The sequence below is a fragment of the Pseudomonas sp. HB05 genome (assembly GCF_016756915.1).
In the GTDB taxonomy this organism is placed as follows: domain Bacteria; phylum Pseudomonadota; class Gammaproteobacteria; order Pseudomonadales; family Pseudomonadaceae; genus Aquipseudomonas; species Aquipseudomonas alvandae.
This window is the reverse complement of the sequence record NZ_JAESPG010000004.1, coordinates 85,032-105,125: the sequence shown is the minus strand read 5'-3', so window position 1 is coordinate 105,125 and position 20,094 is coordinate 85,032. Positions and strand designations below refer to the sequence as shown.

The following is a 20,094-nucleotide window of genomic DNA, read 5'->3' as shown; positions in this document are numbered from 1 at the left end:
ATATATTGGATAGAATCATTAGCCGGCTATATGCTTTTTTCATTGCCTGCCTGGCCGTGCTCCTCCGAGGTCCACCGTGAAAACTGCTGTCGCCCCACTCGCCCATGAAATCCCTCCCCGTGCGCAGGATGATGTCGTCGCCGAATTGAAGGACATCTACATCGAGAAGGGCACGCCGATGTTCATGCGCACGGTGCTGGCGCTGTTCTGCGGTGGCTTTGCGACGTTTGCCCTGCTCTATTGCGTGCAACCGATGATGCCGTTGTTGTCCCACGAGTTTTCCATCAACGCCGCGCAAAGCAGCCTGATCCTGTCGGTGGCGACCGGCCTGCTCGCCGTCGGCTTGTTGATCACCGGTCCGATTTCCGACCGCATCGGCCGCAAATCGGTGATGGTCGCGGCGCTGTTCGCTGCGTCGGTGTGCACGATTGCCAGCGCGATGATGCCGACCTGGCACGGCGTGTTGCTGTTGCGCGCCTTGGTCGGGCTGTCGTTGAGCGGTTTGGCGGCGGTCGCGATGACGTATCTGAGCGAAGAAATCCATCCCAAGCACATTGGCCTCGCGATGGGGCTGTATATCGCCGGCAACGCCATCGGCGGCATGAGCGGGCGCCTGATCACCGGGGTGTTGATCGACTTTGTCAGCTGGCACACCGCGATGCTGGTGATAGGCGGCCTGTCGCTGATCGCGGCAGCGGTGTTCTGGCGGATCCTCCCCGAGTCGCGCAATTTCCGTCCCCGGTCGCTGCATCCGCGCAGCTTGCTGGACGGGTTCATCATGCACTTTCGCGACGCTGGGTTGCCGCTGTTGTTTCTTGAAGCTTTCGTATTGATGGGCGCATTCGTGACGCTTTTCAATTACATCGGCTATCGCCTGCTGGCCGCGCCTTATCAGCTGGATCAGGCATTTGTCGGGCTTTTATCAGTCGTCTATCTGTCGGGCATCTACAGTTCGGCGAAAGTCGGCGCCATGGCTGACAAGCTCGGGCGCCGGAAAATGCTTTGGGCGACCATCGCGCTGATGTTGGCGGGCCTTGTCCTGACCCTGTTCACGCCGCTATGGCTGGTGATCATCGGCATGTTGATATTCACCTTCGGGTTCTTCGGCGCACACTCGGTCGCCAGCAGCTGGATTGGCCGGCGTGCGCTCAGGGCAAAGGGACAGGCTTCGTCGTTGTACTTGTTCAGCTATTACGCCGGTTCGAGTGTCGCCGGTACGGCGGGGGGCGTGGCGTGGCACTTGGGTGGTTGGAACGGAACCGGGCTGTTCATCGGCTCGCTGTTGACCATCGCCCTATTGATCGCGCTGAAGCTGGCCAAGTTGCCACCGCTGGGCGAGATAAAAGCCTGAGACGGGTGGAACAATAGCGGGAGCGAGTTGGCTCGCTCCCGCTACGCGTCAATCGTGGTACTGCGCCGACAATTCATGCACCGCTCGCAGGAAAGCGCCGGCGTGTTCCGGATCGACTTCCGGCGTGATGCCATGGCCAAGGTTGAACACATGGCCGGTGCCCTTGCCGTAACTGGCCAGGATACGCCCGACTTCAGCACGGATCGCTTCAGGCTTGGCGTAGAGCACCGTTGGGTCCATGTTGCCTTGCAACGCAACCTTGTGGCCGACGCGCTCGCGAGCGTTGCCGATGTCGCAGGTCCAGTCCAGGCCCAGGGCGTCGGCACCGGCATCGGCGATGCTTTCCAGCCACAGCCCACCGTTCTTGGTGAACAGGATCACCGGCACTTTACGACCTTCGTGTTCGCGGATCAGGCCGCTGACGATCTTGCGCATGTAGGCCAGGGAGAATTCCTGATACGCCGCCGCCGACAGGTTGCCGCCCCAGGTATCAAAGATCTGCACCGCTTGCGCACCGGCCATGATCTGGCCGTTGAGGTAGGACGTGACCGACTGCGCCAGCTTGTCCAGCAGCAGGTGCATGGCTTGCGGATTGTCGTAGAGCATCGCCTTGGTCTTGCGGAAGTCCTTCGACGAGCCGCCTTCGACCATGTAAGTCGCGAGTGTCCACGGGCTGCCGGAAAAACCGATCAACGGAACGCGACCGTTCAATTCACGGCGAATGGTGCTGACCGCGTCCATGACATAACCCAGGTCCTTCTGCGGATCGGGAATCGGCAGCGCTTCGATGTCGGCCAGGGTGCTGACCACTTTCTTGAAACGCGGGCCTTCGCCGGTCTCGAAGTACAGGCCTTGGCCCATGGCGTCGGGAATGGTGAGGATGTCGGAGAACAGGATCGCCGCGTCCAGTTGCGGATAGCGGTCCAGCGGCTGCATCGTGACTTCGCAGGCGAACTGCGGGTTCATGCACAGGCTCATGAAGTCACCGGCCTTGGCGCGGCTGGCGCGGTATTCCGGCAGGTAGCGACCGGCCTGGCGCATCATCCACACGGGGGTGACGTCCACGGGTTGCTTGAGCAGGGCGCGAAGGAAACGGTCGTTCTTCAGGGCAGTCATGTCGGCATCCGGAAAAAAAGTGCGGGCATTTTCTCAGAGCGCGACGCAAAAGGCACGGCAAGAGCCGTGCCTTTTATCTATCGGGGCAATTTGTCGCGGTGCAACACAACTTTCGCAACACCGCAAAACAATTGTGGGAGCGAGCTTGCTCGCGATGAGGGCGTCACATTCAACATATTCGTCGACTGATTCACCGCTATCGCGAGCAAGCTCGCTCCCACATTTTGATCGCATTCCAGCATCAGGAAGTGATCAGACTTGCAGGTAATCCAGGATCCCTTCCGCCGCATTGCGGCCTTCGAAGATCGCTGTCACCACCAGGTCGGAACCCCGGACCATGTCGCCGCCGGCGAAGATCTTCGGGTTGCTGGTCTGGTGCTTGTACTGGCCTTGTTCCGGGGCGACGACGCGGCCCTGGCTGTCAGTCTGGATGCTGAACTGCTCGAACCACGGCGCCGGGCTCGGACGGAAACCGAAGGCGATGACCACGGCGTCGGCCGGGATGATCTCTTCGGAGCCGGGGATCGGCTCAGGGCTGCGGCGACCACGGGCGTCCGGCTCGCCGAGACGGGTCTCGACCACTTTCACACCTTCAACCTTGTCTTCCCCGACAATGGCGATCGGCTGGCGGTTGTAGAGGAACTTCACGCCTTCTTCCTTGGCGTTCTTCACCTCTTTGCGCGAGCCGGGCATGTTCGCTTCGTCACGACGGTAGGCGCAGGTCACCGACTTGGCGCCCTGGCGAATCGACGTGCGGTTGCAGTCCATCGCCGTGTCGCCACCGCCGAGTACTACGACCTTCTTGCCTTTCATGTCGACGAAATCTTCCGGCGACTTTTCAAAGCCCAGGTTGCGGTTGACGTTGGCGATCAGGAAGTCCAGCGCGTCGTAGACGCCCGGCAGGTCCTCGCCGGCAAAGCCGCCTTTCATGTAGGTGTAGGTGCCCATGCCCATGAAGACCGCATCGTACTCTTCGAGCAGTTGCTCCATGGTCACGTCCCTGCCCACCTCTGTGTTCAGGCGGAACTCGATGCCCATGCCGGTGAAGACTTCGCGACGATTGCTCAGCACGGTCTTTTCCAGCTTGAACTCGGGGATGCCAAAGGTCAGCAGGCCACCGATTTCCGGGTTCTTGTCGAACACCACCGGAGTGACGCCACCACGCACCAGCACATCGGCACAACCGAGACCCGCCGGGCCCGCGCCGATGATCGCCACGCGCTTGCCGGTCGGCTTGACCTTGGACATGTCCGGGCGCCAGCCCATGGCGAACGCGGTGTCGGTGATGTATTTCTCCACCGAACCAATCGTGACCGCGCCGAAACCGTCGTTGAGGGTGCAAGCACCTTCACACAGGCGATCCTGCGGACACACCCGGCCGCAGACTTCCGGCAGGGTGTTGGTCTGGTGGGACAGCTCGGCGGCCTGGAGGATGTTGCCCTCGGCCACCAGCTTTAGCCAGTTGGGAATGAAGTTGTGCACCGGGCACTTCCATTCGCAATACGGGTTACCGCAACCCAGGCAGCGGTGGGCCTGGTCGGCCGACTGCTGGGGTTTGAAAGGCTCGTAGATTTCCACGAACTCTTTCTTGCGTTGACGCAACAGTTTCTTCTTCGGATCCTTGCGCCCGACATCGATGAACTGGAAGTCGTTATTCAGACGTTCAGCCATTGTTAAAACCTCATCAAACTCTTCAGGCGCATATCACTGCGGGTTGGCACGAGTGCTGGAAAGCAACGACTTCAGGTTGGCAGCCTTGGGCTTGACCAGCCAGAAACGACGCACATAGTCATCGAGGTTCTCGGCGAGTTCACGACCCCACTCGCTGTCGGTTTCCTCGACGTACTCGTTCAGCACGCGTTGCAGGTGGCTGCGGTAGGCTTCCATCGCCTCGCCGCTGATCCGCTGGATTTCCACCAGTTCGTGGTTGACCCGGTCAACGAAGGTGTTGTCCTGGTCGAGCACGTAGGCGAAACCGCCTGTCATGCCAGAGCCGAAGTTATAACCGGTCTTGCCCAGTACGCAGACGAAACCACCGGTCATGTACTCGCAGCAGTGATCGCCGGTGCCTTCCACGACCGTGTGGGCGCCGGAGTTGCGCACGGCGAAACGCTCGCCCGCGGTGCCGGCGGCGAACAACTTGCCGCCCGTGGCGCCGTAGAGGCAGGTGTTGCCGATGATTGCACTGTCCTGGGTCCTATAGAGGCTGCCCTTGGGCGGAACGATGACCAGCTTGCCGCCGGTCATGCCCTTGCCCACGTAGTCGTTGGCATCGCCTTCCAGATACATGTTCAGGCCGCCGGCGTTCCATACGCCAAAGCTCTGCCCGGCCGTGCCCTTGAAGCGGAAGGTGACCGGTGCATGGGCCATGCCCTGGTTGCCGTGCTTACGGGCGATTTCGCCGGAGATCCGCGCACCGATGGAGCGGTCGCAGTTGCAGATATCCAGCTCGAATTCGGCACCGCTCAGGTCGTTGATCGCCGCAGCGGCCATGTCGACCATTTTCTCGGCCAGCTCACCCTTGTCGAACGGCGGGTTGCGGTCGACATGACAGAACTGAGGCTTGTCGGCCGGAATCAGATCGCTGCCCAGCAACGGGGTCAGGTCCAGGTGCTGCTGTTTGGCGGTCTGGCCTTCGAGCACTTCCAGCAGATCGGTACGGCCGATCAGCTCTTCCAGCGAGCGCACGCCCAGCTTCGCCAGCCACTCACGGGTCTCTTCGGCCACGTAGGTGAAGAAATTCACCACCATGTCGACGGTACCGATGTAGTGGTCCTTGCGCAGCTTGTCGTTCTGGGTCGCCACGCCGGTGGCGCAGTTGTTCAGGTGGCAGATGCGCAGGTATTTGCAGCCCAGGGCGATCATCGGCGCGGTGCCGAAGCCGAAGCTCTCGGCGCCGAGGATGGCGGCCTTGATCACATCCAGGCCGGTCTTCAGGCCACCGTCGGTCTGCACCCGGACCTTGCCGCGCAAGTCGTTGCCGCGCAGGGTCTGGTGAGTTTCCGCCAAGCCCAATTCCCATGGCGCACCGGCGTACTTGATCGAAGTCAGCGGCGATGCACCGGTGCCGCCGTCATAGCCGGAGATGGTGATCAGGTCGGCATAGGCCTTGGCCACGCCGGCGGCAATGGTGCCGACGCCGGCTTCCGCCACCAGTTTCACCGAGACCAGGGCCTTCGGGTTGACCTGCTTGAGGTCGAAGATCAGTTGCGACAAGTCTTCGATCGAGTAGATGTCATGGTGTGGCGGTGGCGAGATCAGGGTCACGCCGGGCACCGCATAACGCAGCTTGGCGATCAGGCCGTTGACCTTGCCGCCAGGTAGCTGGCCGCCTTCGCCGGGCTTGGCGCCCTGGGCAACCTTGATCTGCAGCACTTCGGCGTTGACCAGGTACTCCGGCGTCACACCGAAGCGACCGGTGGCCACCTGCTTGATTTTCGAACTCTTGATGGTGCCGTAGCGCGCCGGGTCTTCGCCGCCTTCGCCAGAGTTGGAACGCGCACCGAGGCGGTTCATGGCTTCGGCCAGGGCTTCGTGGGCTTCCGGGGACAAGGCGCCCAGGGAAATACCGGCCGAATCGAAGCGCTTGAGCACCGATTCCAGCGGTTCCACTTCATTGATGTCCAGCGGCGTTTCGAGGGTCTTGACCCTGAGCAGGTCGCGGATCATCGACACCGGACGGTTGTCCACCAGCGCGGTGTACTCCTTGAACTTGCTGTAGTCGCCTTGCTGCACGGCGGCTTGCAAGGTGTTGACCACGTCCGGGTTGTAGGCATGGTATTCGCCACCGTGGACGAACTTCAGCAGGCCCCCCTGCTGGATCGGCTTGCGCGGGCTCCAGGCTTCGGCGGCGAGGGCTTTCTGCTCGGCTTCGATGTCGACGAAACGCGCACCCTTGATGCGACTCGGCACGCCACGGAAGCTCAGTTCGCAGACTTCTTCGGACAGGCCGATGGCCTCGAACAGTTGCGCGCCACGGTACGAGGCGATGGTCGAGATGCCCATCTTCGAGAGGATCTTGAGCAGGCCCTTGGTGATGCCCTTGCGGTAGTTCTTGAACACCTCGTAGAGGTCGCCCAGGACTTCACCGGTACGGATCAGGTCGCCCAGCACTTCGTAGGCCAGGAACGGATAGACCGCCGAGGCGCCGAAGCCGATCAGCACCGCGAAGTGATGCGGATCGCGTGCGGTGGCTGTTTCCACCAAGATGTTGGAATCGCAGCGCAGGCCTTTTTCGGTCAGGCGATGGTGCACCGCACCGGTGGCCAGCGAGGCGTGGATCGGCAGCTTGCCCGGAGCGATATGACGGTCGGTCAGGACAATCTGGGTACGCCCGGCGCGCGCGGCTTCTTCGGCCTGGTCGGCGACGTTGCGGATCGCCGCTTCCAGGCCGATGTTTTCGTCGTAGTTCAGGTCGATGACCTGACGTTCGAAACCAGGGCGGTCGAGGTTGGTCAGCGAGCGCCACTTGGCCGGGGAAATGACCGGCGAGCTCAGGATCACCCGCGAAGCGTGTTCCGGCGACTCCTGGAAAATGTTGCGCTCGGCACCGAGGCAGATTTCCAGGGACATCACGATCGCTTCGCGCAGCGGGTCGATCGGTGGGTTGGTCACCTGGGCGAACTGCTGGCGGAAATAGTCGTACGGCGTGCGCACGCGCTGGGACAGCACGGCCATCGGCGTGTCATCGCCCATGGAGCCGACCGCTTCGTAGCCCTGCTCACCCAACGGACGCAGCACCTGGTCACGCTCTTCGAACGTCACCTGGTACATCTTCATGTACTGCTTGAGCTGATCGACGTCGTAGAAAGCCGAACCGTGGTCGTTGTCTTCCATGGTCGCCTGGATGCGCAGGGCATTCTTGCGCAGCCATTGCTTGTACGGATGACGGGACTTGAGGCGGTTGTCGATGGCGTCGGTGTCGAGGATCTGGCCGGTCTCGGTGTCCACGGCAAATATCTGGCCCGGACCTACGCGGCCCTTGGCGATGACGTCCTGGGGCTGGTAGTTCCAGACACCGATTTCCGACGCCAGGGTGATGAACCCGTTGGTGGTGGTGACCCAGCGCGCCGGGCGCAGGCCGTTACGGTCGAGCAGGCACACGGCGTAGCGGCCGTCGGTCATGACGATACCGGCCGGGCCGTCCCACGGCTCCATGTGCATGGAGTTGTATTCGTAGAAGGCGCGCAGGTCCGGGTCCATGGTCTCGACGTTCTGCCAAGCTGGCGGCACGAGCATGCGCACGCCACGGAACAGGTCGATGCCGCCGGTCACCATCAGCTCGAGCATGTTGTCCATGCTCGAGGAGTCCGAACCGACGCGGTTGACCAGTGGGCCAAGCTCTTCGAGGTCCGGCATCAAATCGTTGGCGAACTTGGTGCGACGGGCCAAGGCCCAGTTGCGGTTGCCGGTGATGGTGTTGATCTCGCCGTTGTGGGCGAGGAAGCGGAATGGCTGGGCGAGCGGCCATTTCGGCAGGGTGTTGGTGGAGAAGCGCTGGTGGAACACGCAGATCGCGGTTTTCAGGCGCTCGTCGCTCAGGTCCGGATAGAAGGCGGTGAGGTCCGCCGGCATCATCAGGCCTTTATAGATGATGGTCTTGTGGGAAAAGCTGCAGATGTAGTGGTCGGTGTCGGCGGCGTTGGCCACGGACGAACGACGACGGGAGCTGAACAGCTTGATCGCCATGTCCTGGTCGCTCAGGCCTTCGCCGGCGATGAACACCTGCTCGATCAACGGCAGGCGCTCAAGGGCCAGGCGGCCAAGGACGCTGGTGTCGATCGGCACTTTGCGCCAGCCGACAAGCTGCAGGCCGGCGGCCAGGATCTCGCGGTTCATGTTTTCGCGAGCCGCTTGCGCCTTTACCGGGTCCTGGTTGAAAAACACCATGCCCACGGCGTACTGCTTGGGCAGGGTCACGCCAAACGTTTCCTGGGCGATGGCACGCAGGAACTCGTCCGGCTTTTGAATCAGCAAGCCACAACCGTCACCGGTCTTGCCGTCGGCGTTGATCCCACCACGGTGGGTCATGCAGGTCAGGGCCTCAATGGCCGTTTGCAAAAGGGTATGGCTGGGCTCGCCCTGCATATGGGCTATCAGGCCAAAACCGCAGTTATCCTTGAATTCATCTGGTTGGTACAGACCTGCTTTCATAGACACTTTCTCACCAGGCTGCCTCTTACCGAGGCAAATTTCTTTTCAATTCAACCAGTTGCGTTCCGCGCCGAACGTACGCCGGCTTTGCGGGGGCAAAAGGGAGGTCATTGTACACACCGACACAGAGGCTCACAAATTTGACGACGAACTGTCGCAAATCCATGTCGCATTTGTGAAAGGTTTAAAGCTATATGCTGTGCTAGTCAAAACTTTTTTGGGTTCGACCGCTACGACTCAAACGCTACTGTGACGCAGACACCGCAAGGCGCGCGGCCTGAAAGGTCGCCCGCCCTTGCGGAAATGTTGAGGTTGCCGGGAGAGGCGGCCTGGGTAAGGCCGCCGAATCATCAGCGAGTTGCAGCCAGTTCCTGTTGGACGCTGGCGACAGTGCGAGGCCAAGGTTTACCAGCCTGAACCTTCGCTGGCAAGGCCTTGATGGCGGAAACGGCTGCGTCACGGTTGGCAAAGCTGCCATAAGTGATGACGTAAAGTGGCTTGCCGTTAAGCACTTTCTTGAAATAACGGTACTCGCCGCCCTGCTCCTTGACGAAGTTCTGCGCAGCGGTTTCGGAGCTGGTGCCGAGGATCTGCACCACGTAGTTGCCGGGTGCCTGGCCGGCGTACCAGCTACCGCCCGTGGCCTTGGCTGGCGCGGCAGCGGGCTTGGTCGCAGGCGCGGGCGCCGGTTTGGCAACTGGGGCCGGAGCAGGCTTGGCGGTGGCGACCTGGGTAGGCGCAGGGGTCGGCTTGGCGGTCGGCGTCGGTACTGGCGTTGGGGCCGGACCAGCCGGTACGCCCGAGGGAGGCGAGGTGGTGGTCACGGTTGGCGGAGTATCGCTGCTGTCGTCGATCGGCGGCGCTGCGCCGTCGTCGCCCTCGGTGATTCCGCCTGCCGCTTCAGCCAGGGGACCGCGCATGACCGGTTGCGAGTTGCCGACCAGCGGCAGCGGCATCGGCTGGGTATTACCTGCAAACTCCACCGTCGGGGCGCCGCCGTTGGGTTGCGGCGTGCCCTGACCGAGAGGCAACTGCGCCTGTTCATTGGCAGGTGCGCCGGTGGTGGGCGCCTTGTTGCGACCCGGCATCAGCCAGGCGGCGGCGACCGCGACCACGACCACGGCGGAAATCGCCAATACGTGTTTCTTCGGCATGTTGAACCCCATACTTGGACGCTTCACCGCTGAGCGGCTGGCGATCATGATTTCGATCAGAGCATCTCGGGCCACCTGGTTGATGTTGCCAGGCCAACCGTCAGAGCTTTCGTGAATCTCAGAGATCTGATCTGCGGTGAAAAGTTCGATACCCCGGCCGGCGCCCTCAAGACGCTGGGCCAGGTATTCACGGGTTTCTTCCTCGGTATAGGGCGCCAGTTCGATGACGTGGAAGCGCTCTTCCTCAAGGTTCAACTGGTCCAGTTCGGCGATCAGCGAAGACTCCCCGAACAGGAACACATGGGGACGACCTTCCGGTGCACCGGCAGCCAGGGCCAGCAGGGCTTCCAGGGCTGATTCGTCGAGCTGCTCGGCATCGTCCACCAGCAGATAGACTTCCTGCCCCGTCAATGCCAACTGGACGATCTGGTCGAGGATCGCACCGATCTCCGCCTGGGCGACATTCAGTGCCTGGGCGACTTGGCGCAACACGCCGGCTGCGTCGCCGGCACCACGGGCCGATACCACCACGCTTTGCACGGACTGTTTGTTGGTACTGGCCACCAAGGCCTGGCGCAACAACGTCTTGCCACTGCCCTGGGGGCCGGTGACGACCAACAGCAACTGGCTGTAGCGCGCAAGGTGATGCAGCTGGCCCAACACCGGCTTGCGCTGGGCAGGAAAGAATTTGAAGCCTGGGACCCGCGGAGCAAAAGGGTCATGACTCAACTGGAAATGGCCGAGGAAAGCCTCGTCGGCATGCAAACTAGTCATCGGAATCTTATTAACCTTTAAGCTGAGCCAGGGCGCGGTAATCCGCTCCCAGCGTGGCCTGTAGAACCTCTTTCGGATAATCGTCGGTCACTACCGCTTCGCCCATGCGGCGCAGCAGCACCAGACGCAGACGACCGTCGATCACTTTTTTGTCGATTGCCATGTGTTCAAGGAAATCCGCCTCGCTCATCTCCTCGGGCGGAACGACCGGCAGCCCGGCCCGCTGGAACAGGCGGATCCCACGATCGCGCTCCTGCTCGCTGATCCACCCCAGGCGCGCGGACATTTCCAGGGCCATGACCGTGCCCGCGGCAACCGCCTCGCCATGCAACCAGACGCCATAGCCCATGTGGGTTTCGATGGCGTGGCCGAAGGTGTGGCCGAGGTTGAGCGTGGCGCGCACGCCAGATTCGCGCTCATCGGCACCCACCACGGCAGCCTTGGCTGCACAGGAGCGCTCGATGGCATAGGTCAGGGCGGTCTGGTCCAGCGCACGCAAGCGGTCGACATTTTCTTCGAGCCAGCCCAGGAACGGCTCGTCGCAGATCAGACCGTACTTGATGACCTCGGCCAAGCCTGCGGACAATTCACGGGCTGGCAGAGTCTTCAACGTCGCGGTGTCGATCAACACGACGTTGGGCTGGTAGAACGCGCCTACCATGTTCTTGCCCAGCGGATGGTTGATGCCGGTCTTGCCACCCACCGACGAGTCGACCTGGGACAGCAACGTGGTGGGGATCTGGATGAAATCGACACCGCGCTGATAGCAAGCCGCGGCAAAACCGGCCATGTCGCCGATCACGCCGCCGCCCAGGGCGACCACGGTGGTGCGGCGATCATGCCGTGCAGTCAGCAGACCGTCGAAAATCAGCTGCAGGGTTTCCCAGTTCTTGAAGGCCTCGCCGTCCGGCAACACCACGGAAATGACCGAATAGGCCGACAGGCTGCGAGCCAGGCGTTCCAGATACAAAGGGGCGACGGTTTCGTTGGAGATAATCGCGACTTGCCGCCCGGCGATGTGCGGTGTCAGCAGTTCAGGCTGGTCCAGCAAGCCTTCGCCAATGTGAATCGGGTAGCTGCGCTCGCCCAGGTCGACCTTAAGTGTCTGCATGTGTCCCCACAGTGAAGATGAAATCAGGCGTCCTGCCTGCTATTAACGAAAGTCAACGGTGCCTGCCGTGGCGCCAGTTAATGGCCATCCGCCACGCCCCGGACGAGCCAAGGCGGGACGCCGAGGATAGCGCATTTCGCGCCACGCATTAACGGGGAGGCAGCTGTTGCAGGCGATCGAGGATTTCCAGCACCACCATCCGTGGCGGCCGCTCGTCGGTTTCGATGACCAGGTCGGCGATTTCCCGATACAGCGGGTCACGCAGCTCCAGCAGGTCGCGCAAGGTCTTGGCCGGATCGGCGGTACGCAGCAGCGGCCGGTTGCGATCACGTGAAGTGCGTCCCACCTGCTGCTCGACGGAAGCATGCAGGTAGACCACTCGTCCGCCGGCATGCAACGCCCGACGATTGGCTTCGCGCATCACCGCGCCGCCGCCAGTGGCCAACACCACGCCCTCGAAACCGCACAGCTCGGCGATCATCGCCTGCTCACGGTCCCGGAAACCGGGCTCGCCTTCCTTATCGAAGATCCATGGGATATTGGCGCCCGTGCGCAATTCAATTTCCTTGTCGGAATCTTTGAAAGGCAGGCGCAGCTCTTTGGCCAGCAAACGACCGATGGTGCTTTTTCCAGCCCCCATCGGCCCAACAAGAATCAAATTTCGCACAGAATCAACGACTCACAGCAATCGCCTGGTTGTTCATGATACGCGGAGTGAGAAATACCAGCAGCTCGGATTTTTTCTCCGAAACCACATCACGCCGGAAAAGGCGGCCAAGATACGGCACATCGCCAAGAAATGGCACCTTATCTACAACTTTGCTCTGAGTATTTGAGAAAACGCCGCCAATCACAATGGTCTCGCCGTCATTGACCAGCACCTTGGCGTTGACTTCGTTTTTCTTGATCGGCGGTACATCCTGGACCTTGTTCAGGTAATCCGGCTCATCCTTGGTGACCTTGACCTCCATGATGATCCGGTTGTCCGGAGTGATCTGCGGCGTGACCTCCAGCGACAACGAGGCTTCCTTGAACGACACCGAAGTGGCGCCGCTGGAGCTGGCTTCCTGATAGGGAATTTCCGTGCCCTTGAGGATTTTCGCGGTCTCCTTGTCGGAAGTCACTACCTTGGGCTGGGAGACGATTTCGCCGTTGCCGGTCTTTTCCATGGCCGTCAGTTCCAGGTCCAGCAGCACGTTGTCAGTGATGAACGCGATACCGATCCCGGAGGTATTGCCTGACGCCCCGAGATCGACGAATGGTTGGTTGGTACTGGTACTGCCCGGCGTGCCGATGGTCGTGGAGTCCCCCGTGGTGACGCCCGAAGAGTTCCAGTTGCCCTTGTTCTGTATCGAGCCGCCCCAGCGCACGCCCAGGCTTTTGTCATAATCGACGTTGGCCTCGACGATCCGCGCCTCGATCATCACCTGGCGCACCGGGATGTCCAGTTGCGCGACGATCCGGCGCAACTCGTCGAGCCGGTCCTGGGTCTGGTAGGCGATGATGTTGTTGGTGCGTTCATCGACCGTGATCGTGCCGCGCTCATCCGCCTTCGCCTCGGCACTGGTGACTGACTGGAACAGCTTGGCGATGTCGGCCGCCTTGGCATAGTTGACCTGCAACAGCTCGCGCCGCAGCGGTGCCAGATCGGCGATCTGTTTCTGGGATTCCAGCTCCTGGCGTTCGCGTGCGGCAATTTCATCCGCCGGGGCCACCAGCAGCACATTGCCCACCTTGCGCTTGTCGAGCCCCTTGGTCTTGAGCACCAGATCCAGCGCCTGGTCCCACGGCACATTCTGCAGCCGCAAGGTGATACCACCCTGCACGGTGTCGCTGGCCACCAGGTTCAGGTTGGTGAAGTCGGCGATGAGTTGCAGCACCGAGCGCACTTCGATGTCCTGGAAATTCAGCGATAACTTCTCGCCGCTATAGGCGGCGCGGTCGCTGTTGCGTTTCTGCAGGTCTTCGACCGTCATGGGCCGGACACTGACGGTCAGCTTGTTGTCGGTCTGGTAGGTGGAGTAATCGAAGGTGCCGCTGGGTTCGATGCTGATGGTGGCGCGGTCGGAACCGGCGCTGGCATTGACGAACTGCACCGGCGTGGCGAAGTCCTTGACGTCCAGGCGTACCCGCAATGGTTCGGGCAATTGGGTCCTGGGGAAATTGAGGATGATCTTGCCTTCGCGCTCCTGGATGTCCGGGGCAATGGAAGGATCGGACAAGTCGATTACCACGTTACCTTCGCCCTGGGTTCCGCGCTGAAAGTCCACGCCTCGGATCGCCTTGCCGGCCGGCGCAGCGGCCCTGGCAGGCGCGGCGCTGGCAACCGCAGGACGCGGAGCCTGAGCAGCGGCCTGGCGGGCGGCTCCCTTGCCAACCACGACGAACAGGTTGTTGCCTTCGATCCGGGTGTCGTACGGCGCCAGTTGCGTAAGGCCGATGATCAGCCGGGTCCGGTCCCCCGCCTCGACCACGGTGGCACTGCGTGCATTGCCACCGCCAAGATCATGGTTCTTGCTGGCCAACCGATTGGTCACGCCGGGCAGGTCCAAGGCGATACGGGCCGGCTGTTCGGTGGTATAGCCCCGGGGCGGCGGCGGCGGCCCGTCGAAGGTAAGCTTCAACTCGACACGATCCCCCGGCAACGCCGCCACATCCAGCGTCTTCAGGCTGGCCGCTTGAACCATCGGCGACAACAGCGCTATCCATAGCGAAATACCGAGGGCTGAAAAAATCCTGTTCATTGTTCGAATTCCACTATGAATGCTCTTTCAAAGTAATGGTCCGTGGTCGCTCCAGCCAGGCGCCTTGGCCATCGGGAACGATTTCGACCACATCGACCTGGGTGGCGCTGATAGCGACGATCCGCCCATCGTTGCGCCCCAGGTAGTCACCGACCTTCAGTCGATGCACCCCGCCCGCACCCCGCAGGAGCGCAAACGAGCCACTGGCGTTGGAGATCGTGCCGACCATTTCAAACTGCTCGATATTGAAGCCCTCCAGGTACTGCTTCGCCCGGTTGGGATCAGGCCTGACATTGCGCGAGCCCTGTTGCCGCTCGGCCTGGTCCATGCGGACCTGCGGGGAAAACGGGCTACGCAGATTGGCGGCGCTGTAGGTGAAGGTTTCGCCAGGCCTGAAGGTCGGCGTGGGCTCGATCTTGCCGGGCGGACGCAGGCGTACTTCGTTCATGTAGGCATCCAGGTCACTGAAACCGTCGTCGCTGTTGCAACCGGCCAGCGCAAGCAGCCCGGCCAGCAGGCCCACGCAATAGACCCGCCTCATGGCAGCGTCTCCTGCTCGTTGTACCGGTAGGTCTTGGCCTGGATGCTCATGCGCAGCTTCGCCCCCGCGCCGGGCTCCACGGGTGCGATTTCGAAATCATGCAGCGTGACGATGCGGGGCAGCCCCGCGACGCCGCTGACGAACGTTGCCAGGTCGTGGTAACCGCCCGTCACCGTGATCTGGATGGGCAATTCGATGTAGAACGGCTGGGTGGCCTCCGGCAGCAGCTTGATCTCTTCGAACTCCAGGCCGCTGCCCAGGCCGGTGCGAGTGATGTCCTCCAACAGGCCCGGCACCTCGGTGTCACTGGGCAGTTGGCGCAGCAGCACGCCGAAAGAGGTTTCCATCTGCTTCATCTGTTCGATATAGCGTTCCAGGTTCGCCGCCATGTGGGCCTTGCCGGCAAATTGCGCCTTGAGGGTATTTTCCTCCTCGCGCACCTGCTGCAGCTGGCTTTCCAGGTCACTCAAGGCAAAGTTATAGCCCAGCCCCAACACCAGCAGTACCAGCAATATTCCGGCCAGCCACTTGATCGGCGCCGGCCAGGAGCCAACGTTATTGGTGTCCAGGTCACTGAAATCGATCTTGCGCAGCGCGTCCAGCCATTCTCCGGCTTTCATTGGGCACCCTCCGCGTCGACAGGACGGGTCTGGCGGACCGTCAGTTGGAAAACGCTGGCCTGGTCGGGCTGGCCCGCCGTGGCAGCCTTGACCTCCGTCAGGCTGGGGGCATCGAACAGGTCTGACGAGTCCAGGTTACGCATCAGGTCCGAGACCCGGTTGTTGGACTCTGCGACGCCCTGGATGGAAAGCATGCCCTCTTCCATTTTCACTTCGGTGAAATAAACCCCGTCCGGCAGGGTCCGCGCCAATTGATCGAAAATCCGCGCACTGACCGGACGGTTGCCCTGCAAGTCCTGGATGATGCGCATGCGTTCCAGCAGTTGCTGTCGACGGGCCTTCAGTTCGCTGATCTGCTGGATGCGCTCATCCAGAATGGCAATCTGATCACGGACGTGGCCGTTGCGCGCGGTCTGATAGTCGATCTCACTGTTCAGGTACTGGACTGCAATCAAGGTCAAGCCCACCGCGCCCACCAGCGCGCCCACCAACGCCAGCAGAAAGCGTTTGCGCCGCTCCTCGCGCAGCTCCTCGCGCCAGGGAAGAAGGTTGATCCGCGCCATCAGTCGAAACTCCTGAGGGCCAACCCGCAGGCGATCATCAGCGCCGGCGCATCGCTGGCCAGGGCGCCGGCGTTGACCTTGCTACTCAGGGCCATATTGGTAAACGGGTTGGCGACCTGGGTTGGCGTGCCCAGGCGCTGCTCGATCAGGCGGTCCAGGCCGGCGACTGACGCAGTGCCTCCCGCCAGCAGGATGTGATCCACCGCGCTGTACTGACCCGAGGCGAAGAAAAACTGCAACGAACGCGAGACCTGCTGCACCAGCGCTTCGCGAAACGGTTGAAGCACCTCGCCGAGATAATCGTCGGGCAAACCGCCCTGCTTTTTCGCCAGGCCGGCCTGCTCTGGCGTCAGGCCATAGCGACGCTGGATTTCCTCGGTAAGCTGACGCCCCCCGAACAACTGCTCACGGGTATAAATGATGCGACCGTTGTGCAACACGCTGAGCGTGGTCATGGTGGCGCCGATGTCGACGACCGCCACGGTCAGTCGCTCCTGGGACGCGGCAAGTTGCGTGGCGAGCAGACCGAAGGCTCGCTCCAGCGCGTAGGCTTCGACATCGACCACGCGAGCCGTCAGCCCGGCGAGCCCCAGCGCCGCCTCGCGGACCTCGACGTTCTCCTTTCGACAAGCCGCCAGCAGCACTTCGACCCGTTCGGTGCTGCGGGGAGAAGCACCCACCACCTCGAAATCGATCGCCACCTCATCCAGCGGATAAGGAATGTATTGGTCGGCCTCGATCTTGAGCTGGTTTTCCATGTCATCTTCCGACAACCCGGCGTCCATCTCGATGGTCTTGGTAATGACCGCCGACCCCGCAACCGCGACCGCCACGTTGCGCAAGGGCGTCCGGGCCTTGTCGAGCACCCGCGACAACGCCATGCCCACCCCTTCGAGCTCGGCGATATTCTTCTCGATCACTGCGTTGGCCGGCAGCGGTTCGACCGCATAGGACTCGACGCGGTATCGGTCGCCCTGGCGGCTCAACTCGAGCAGCTTGACCGATGTTGAACTGATGTCGATGCCCAAAAGCCCGTGGGCTTTTTTATTGAAGAGTCGCAGCACTACCAATTCCCTATGACTATCCGTGAGTTACGGACTCTCTAATATGCGTTGCGTTCAATCCCCCCGGTCCGACGGACGTCCGGATGGCGTTCCCGACGAAAAAAAATGCTTATAATGCCCAGCGTTTTTTTTCGCTTTGTTGCTGGCACGGGTCCTTCGCTGCACCTGGCGCCTTTTTCATTCTTTGCCTGGATATCCAAAAGCCTTGATTCGTCTGCTGAAATTTTTCGGATGGTCCATCGTCGCCGTTTTCTGCGGACTGCTCCTGGGTCTGAGCGGTGCGTTTCTTTACCTTAGTCCGGGATTGCCGTCCGTGGAGGCGCTGAGAAGTATTCAGTTGCAGATTCCTTTGCGGGTGTACAGCAGCGACAACAAGTTGATCGCCGAATTTGGCGAAATGCGCCGCACACCGATCCGGTTCGCCGACATTCCTCCCAATTTCATCAATGCGTTACTAAGTGCTGAAGACGACAATTTCGCCAACCACTATGGCGTCGATCCGGGCAGCCTGATGCGCGCCGCCAGCCAGCTGGTCAAGAGTGGCCACATCCAGTCCGGCGGCAGTACCATCACCATGCAGGTCGCCAAGAATTTCTTCCTGACCAGCGAACGCAGCTTTTCGCGCAAGACCACCGAGATTCTCCTGGCCCTGCAGATCGAGCGGCAGTTGACCAAGGACGAGATCCTTGAGCTGTACGTGAACAAGATCTACCTGGGCAACCGCGCCTATGGCATCGAGGCCGCAGCGCAGGTGTATTACGGCAAGTCGATCCGCGACGTGAGCCTGGCGCAGATGGCAATGATCGCCGGCCTGCCCAAGGCACCGTCGCGCTTCAATCCGCTGGCCAACCCGGCGCGCAGCAAGGAACGTCGCGACTGGATCCTGGGGCGCATGTACAAGCTCGGCAAGATCAGCGAAGCCGACTACACCGCCGCGATCAACGAGCCTTTGAACGCCAGCTATCACGTACCGACGCCGGAAGTGAACGCCCCCTACATCGCCGAGATGGCCCGGGCCGAAATGGTCGGGCGCTATGGCAGCGACGCCTATACCGAAGGTTTCCGCGTCACCACCACGGTGCCGAGCAACCTGCAGGAAATGGCCAACACTGCACTGCATGAAGGCTTGATGACGTATGACCAGCGCCACGGCTACCGTGGCCCCGAGTCGCGCCTGCCAGGCAAGACCAAGGAGGCCTGGGCCCTGGAGCTGACCAAGCAGCGCACCATCAGCAGCCTGGAACCGGCAATCGTCACCCAGGTGGAAAAGGACGGCATCAAGGTACTGACGCGCAATGGCGAGTCGGAAGAGCACGTGGCCTGGGACACCATGAAATGGGCCCGTCCGTTCCTCAACACCAACAGCATGGGCGCCAATCCTCGCCAGCCTTCGGATGTGGCGCAGGTCGGCGACCTGATCCGGGTACAGCGCCAGCCGGACAACTCGCTCAAGTTCAGCCAGATCCCGGCCGCCCAGGGCGCGCTGGTGTCCCTCGACCCTCAGGACGGCGCGATCCGCTCACTGGTAGGCGGCTTCGCTTTCGAGCAGAGCAATTACAACCGCGCCTTGCAGGCCAAGCGCCAGCCGGGCTCGAGCTTCAAGCCGTTCGTCTACAGTGCTGCGCTGGATAACGGCTACACCGCCGCCAGCCTGGTCAACGATGCGCCGATCGTGTTTGTCGACGAGTACCTGGACAAGGTCTGGCGGCCGAAAAACGACACCAATACCTTCCTCGGCCCGATTCGCCTGCGCGAGGCGCTGTACAAGTCCCGCAATCTGGTGTCGATCCGCCTGTTGCAGGCCCTGGGCGTGGATCGCACCATCGACTACATCAGCAAGTTCGGCTTCAACAAGCAGGACCTGCCGCGCAACCTGTCCCTGGCCCTGGGCACCGCGACCCTGACGCCGATGGAAATCGCCACGGGCTGGAGCACATTCGCCAACGGCGGATACAAGATCACCCCGTACATCATCGACAAGATCGAAAGCCGCAATGGCGAGACGCTGTTTGTCGCCAACCCGCCGCGAGTGCCTACGGGCGAGCAGGCCAGCGACGGCGTCGCCGCGCCGGCCACCGAGACCTTCACGGTCAATGCAACGCCAGGCGAAGCCACCACGGCCCCAGGCCTGCCGCAAGCACCCGCCGTCGCTGAACGCATTGTCGATGGCCGCACCACCTACATCCTCAACAGCATGCTCCAGGACGTGATCAAGCTCGGCACCGGCCGCCGCGCCCTGGCGTTGGGTCGCACTGACCTGGCGGGCAAGACCGGCACCACCAACGAATCCAAGGACGCCTGGTTCTCCGGCTACAACGCCGATTACGTGACCACCGTCTGGACCGGTTTCGACCAGCCAGAAAGCCTGGGTCGCCGCGAGTTCGGCGGCACCGTGGCGCTGCCGATCTGGATGAGCTACATGGGCGCCGCCCTGAAGGACAAGCCGCCGCACACCCAACCTGAACCGGAAGGCATCCTCAGCCTGCGGGTCGACCCGGTCAGCGGCCGCGCCGCCACGCCAGGCACGCCAAGCGCGTACTTCGAACTGTTCAAGAGCGAAGACACCCCGCCTTCGGTCAACGAGTTGGGCAACGGTGTAGCGCCGGGCAGCCCGCTACCGGCGGACGAAGCGGCGCCGATCGATCTGTTCTGACCGGCCCCTTCCAAAAAGCCCCGCCTTCGAGAGAAGCGCGGGGCTTTTTTATGCCGTGCGGATTCTGTGGCGAGGGGATTTATCCCCGCTGGGCTGCGCAGCAGCCCCAAATCCAGACTGCGCGGAACAATAGTTGAACCGCGCAAACCAAATTACGACTGCTACGCAGCCGAGCGGGGATAAATCCCCTCGCCACAGATTTTCGACTTGCCCAGCAAAGGGTTTCCACCCATACAACCCAGCCACAAAA

Annotated in this window: 13 protein-coding genes; 2 read left to right on the top strand and 11 right to left on the bottom strand. The window is 61.8% G+C overall.

Annotated elements, in window-relative coordinates:
• Positions 1–109: 109 nt before the first annotated feature.
• A complete protein-coding gene (locus tag JMN22_RS06125) occupies positions 110–1,351 on the top strand; it encodes an MFS transporter (protein ID WP_437127689.1) in 1,242 nt (413 codons plus the stop codon).
• A gap of 48 nt (positions 1,352–1,399) precedes the next feature.
• On the opposite strand, the gene hemE is transcribed toward JMN22_RS06125, so the two are convergent.
• The 11 genes from hemE to JMN22_RS06070 all read right to left on the bottom strand — a co-directional run bounded on the left by hemE (position 1,400) and on the right by JMN22_RS06070 (position 17,191).
• On the bottom strand, positions 1,400–2,467 hold the full coding sequence (gene hemE / locus JMN22_RS06120; protein ID WP_030140982.1) for a uroporphyrinogen decarboxylase: 1,068 nt from the start codon (positions 2,465–2,467) through the stop codon (positions 1,400–1,402).
• A gap of 252 nt (positions 2,468–2,719) precedes the next feature.
• Entirely contained in the window at positions 2,720–4,138 is a 1,419-nt protein-coding gene (locus JMN22_RS06115; RefSeq protein ID WP_024779900.1) for an FAD-dependent oxidoreductase, read from the bottom strand.
• A 33-nt stretch (positions 4,139–4,171) separates the two neighbouring features.
• Entirely contained in the window at positions 4,172–8,620 is a 4,449-nt protein-coding gene (gltB, locus tag JMN22_RS06110; RefSeq protein WP_198797408.1) for a glutamate synthase large subunit, read from the bottom strand.
• A 350-nt stretch (positions 8,621–8,970) separates the two neighbouring features.
• A complete protein-coding gene (locus tag JMN22_RS06105; RefSeq protein WP_198797407.1) occupies positions 8,971–10,548 on the bottom strand; it encodes an AAA family ATPase in 1,578 nt (525 codons plus the stop codon).
• Between the two features lie 10 nt (positions 10,549–10,558).
• The gene (gene aroB / locus JMN22_RS06100) at positions 10,559–11,659 is read right to left on the bottom strand and encodes a 3-dehydroquinate synthase (RefSeq protein WP_030140985.1); all 1,101 of its coding nucleotides are present in this window, start codon (positions 11,657–11,659) and stop codon (positions 10,559–10,561) included.
• A gap of 148 nt (positions 11,660–11,807) precedes the next feature.
• Positions 11,808–12,326, bottom strand: a complete 519-nt coding sequence (gene aroK, locus JMN22_RS06095) for a shikimate kinase AroK (protein WP_033864550.1) — start codon at positions 12,324–12,326, stop codon at positions 11,808–11,810.
• A gap of 4 nt (positions 12,327–12,330) precedes the next feature.
• Positions 12,331–14,403 carry a type IV pilus secretin PilQ gene (gene pilQ, locus JMN22_RS06090; RefSeq protein WP_198797406.1) on the bottom strand — a complete coding sequence of 691 codons (2,073 nt, stop codon included), beginning with the start codon at positions 14,401–14,403 and terminating at the stop codon, positions 12,331–12,333.
• 13 nt (positions 14,404–14,416) lie between these two features.
• The gene (locus JMN22_RS06085) at positions 14,417–14,944 is read right to left on the bottom strand and encodes a pilus assembly protein PilP (protein WP_030140988.1); all 528 of its coding nucleotides are present in this window, start codon (positions 14,942–14,944) and stop codon (positions 14,417–14,419) included.
• Positions 14,941–15,564 carry a type 4a pilus biogenesis protein PilO gene (gene pilO / locus JMN22_RS06080; protein ID WP_030140989.1) on the bottom strand — a complete coding sequence of 208 codons (624 nt, stop codon included), beginning with the start codon at positions 15,562–15,564 and terminating at the stop codon, positions 14,941–14,943. Before pilO ends, JMN22_RS06085 begins: the two co-directional genes overlap by 4 nt.
• Positions 15,561–16,127 carry a PilN domain-containing protein gene (locus tag JMN22_RS06075; protein ID WP_030140990.1) on the bottom strand — a complete coding sequence of 189 codons (567 nt, stop codon included), beginning with the start codon at positions 16,125–16,127 and terminating at the stop codon, positions 15,561–15,563. The genes pilO and JMN22_RS06075 overlap by 4 nt, the downstream gene beginning before the upstream one ends.
• The gene (locus JMN22_RS06070; protein WP_030140991.1) at positions 16,127–17,191 is read right to left on the bottom strand and encodes a pilus assembly protein PilM; all 1,065 of its coding nucleotides are present in this window, start codon (positions 17,189–17,191) and stop codon (positions 16,127–16,129) included. The genes JMN22_RS06075 and JMN22_RS06070 overlap by 1 nt, the downstream gene beginning before the upstream one ends.
• A 208-nt stretch (positions 17,192–17,399) precedes the next feature.
• Between JMN22_RS06070 and JMN22_RS06065 the strand changes: the two genes are divergently transcribed.
• The gene (locus tag JMN22_RS06065; protein ID WP_198797427.1) at positions 17,400–19,844 is read left to right on the top strand and encodes a PBP1A family penicillin-binding protein; all 2,445 of its coding nucleotides are present in this window, start codon (positions 17,400–17,402) and stop codon (positions 19,842–19,844) included.
• Positions 19,845–20,094: the final 250 nt, after the last annotated feature.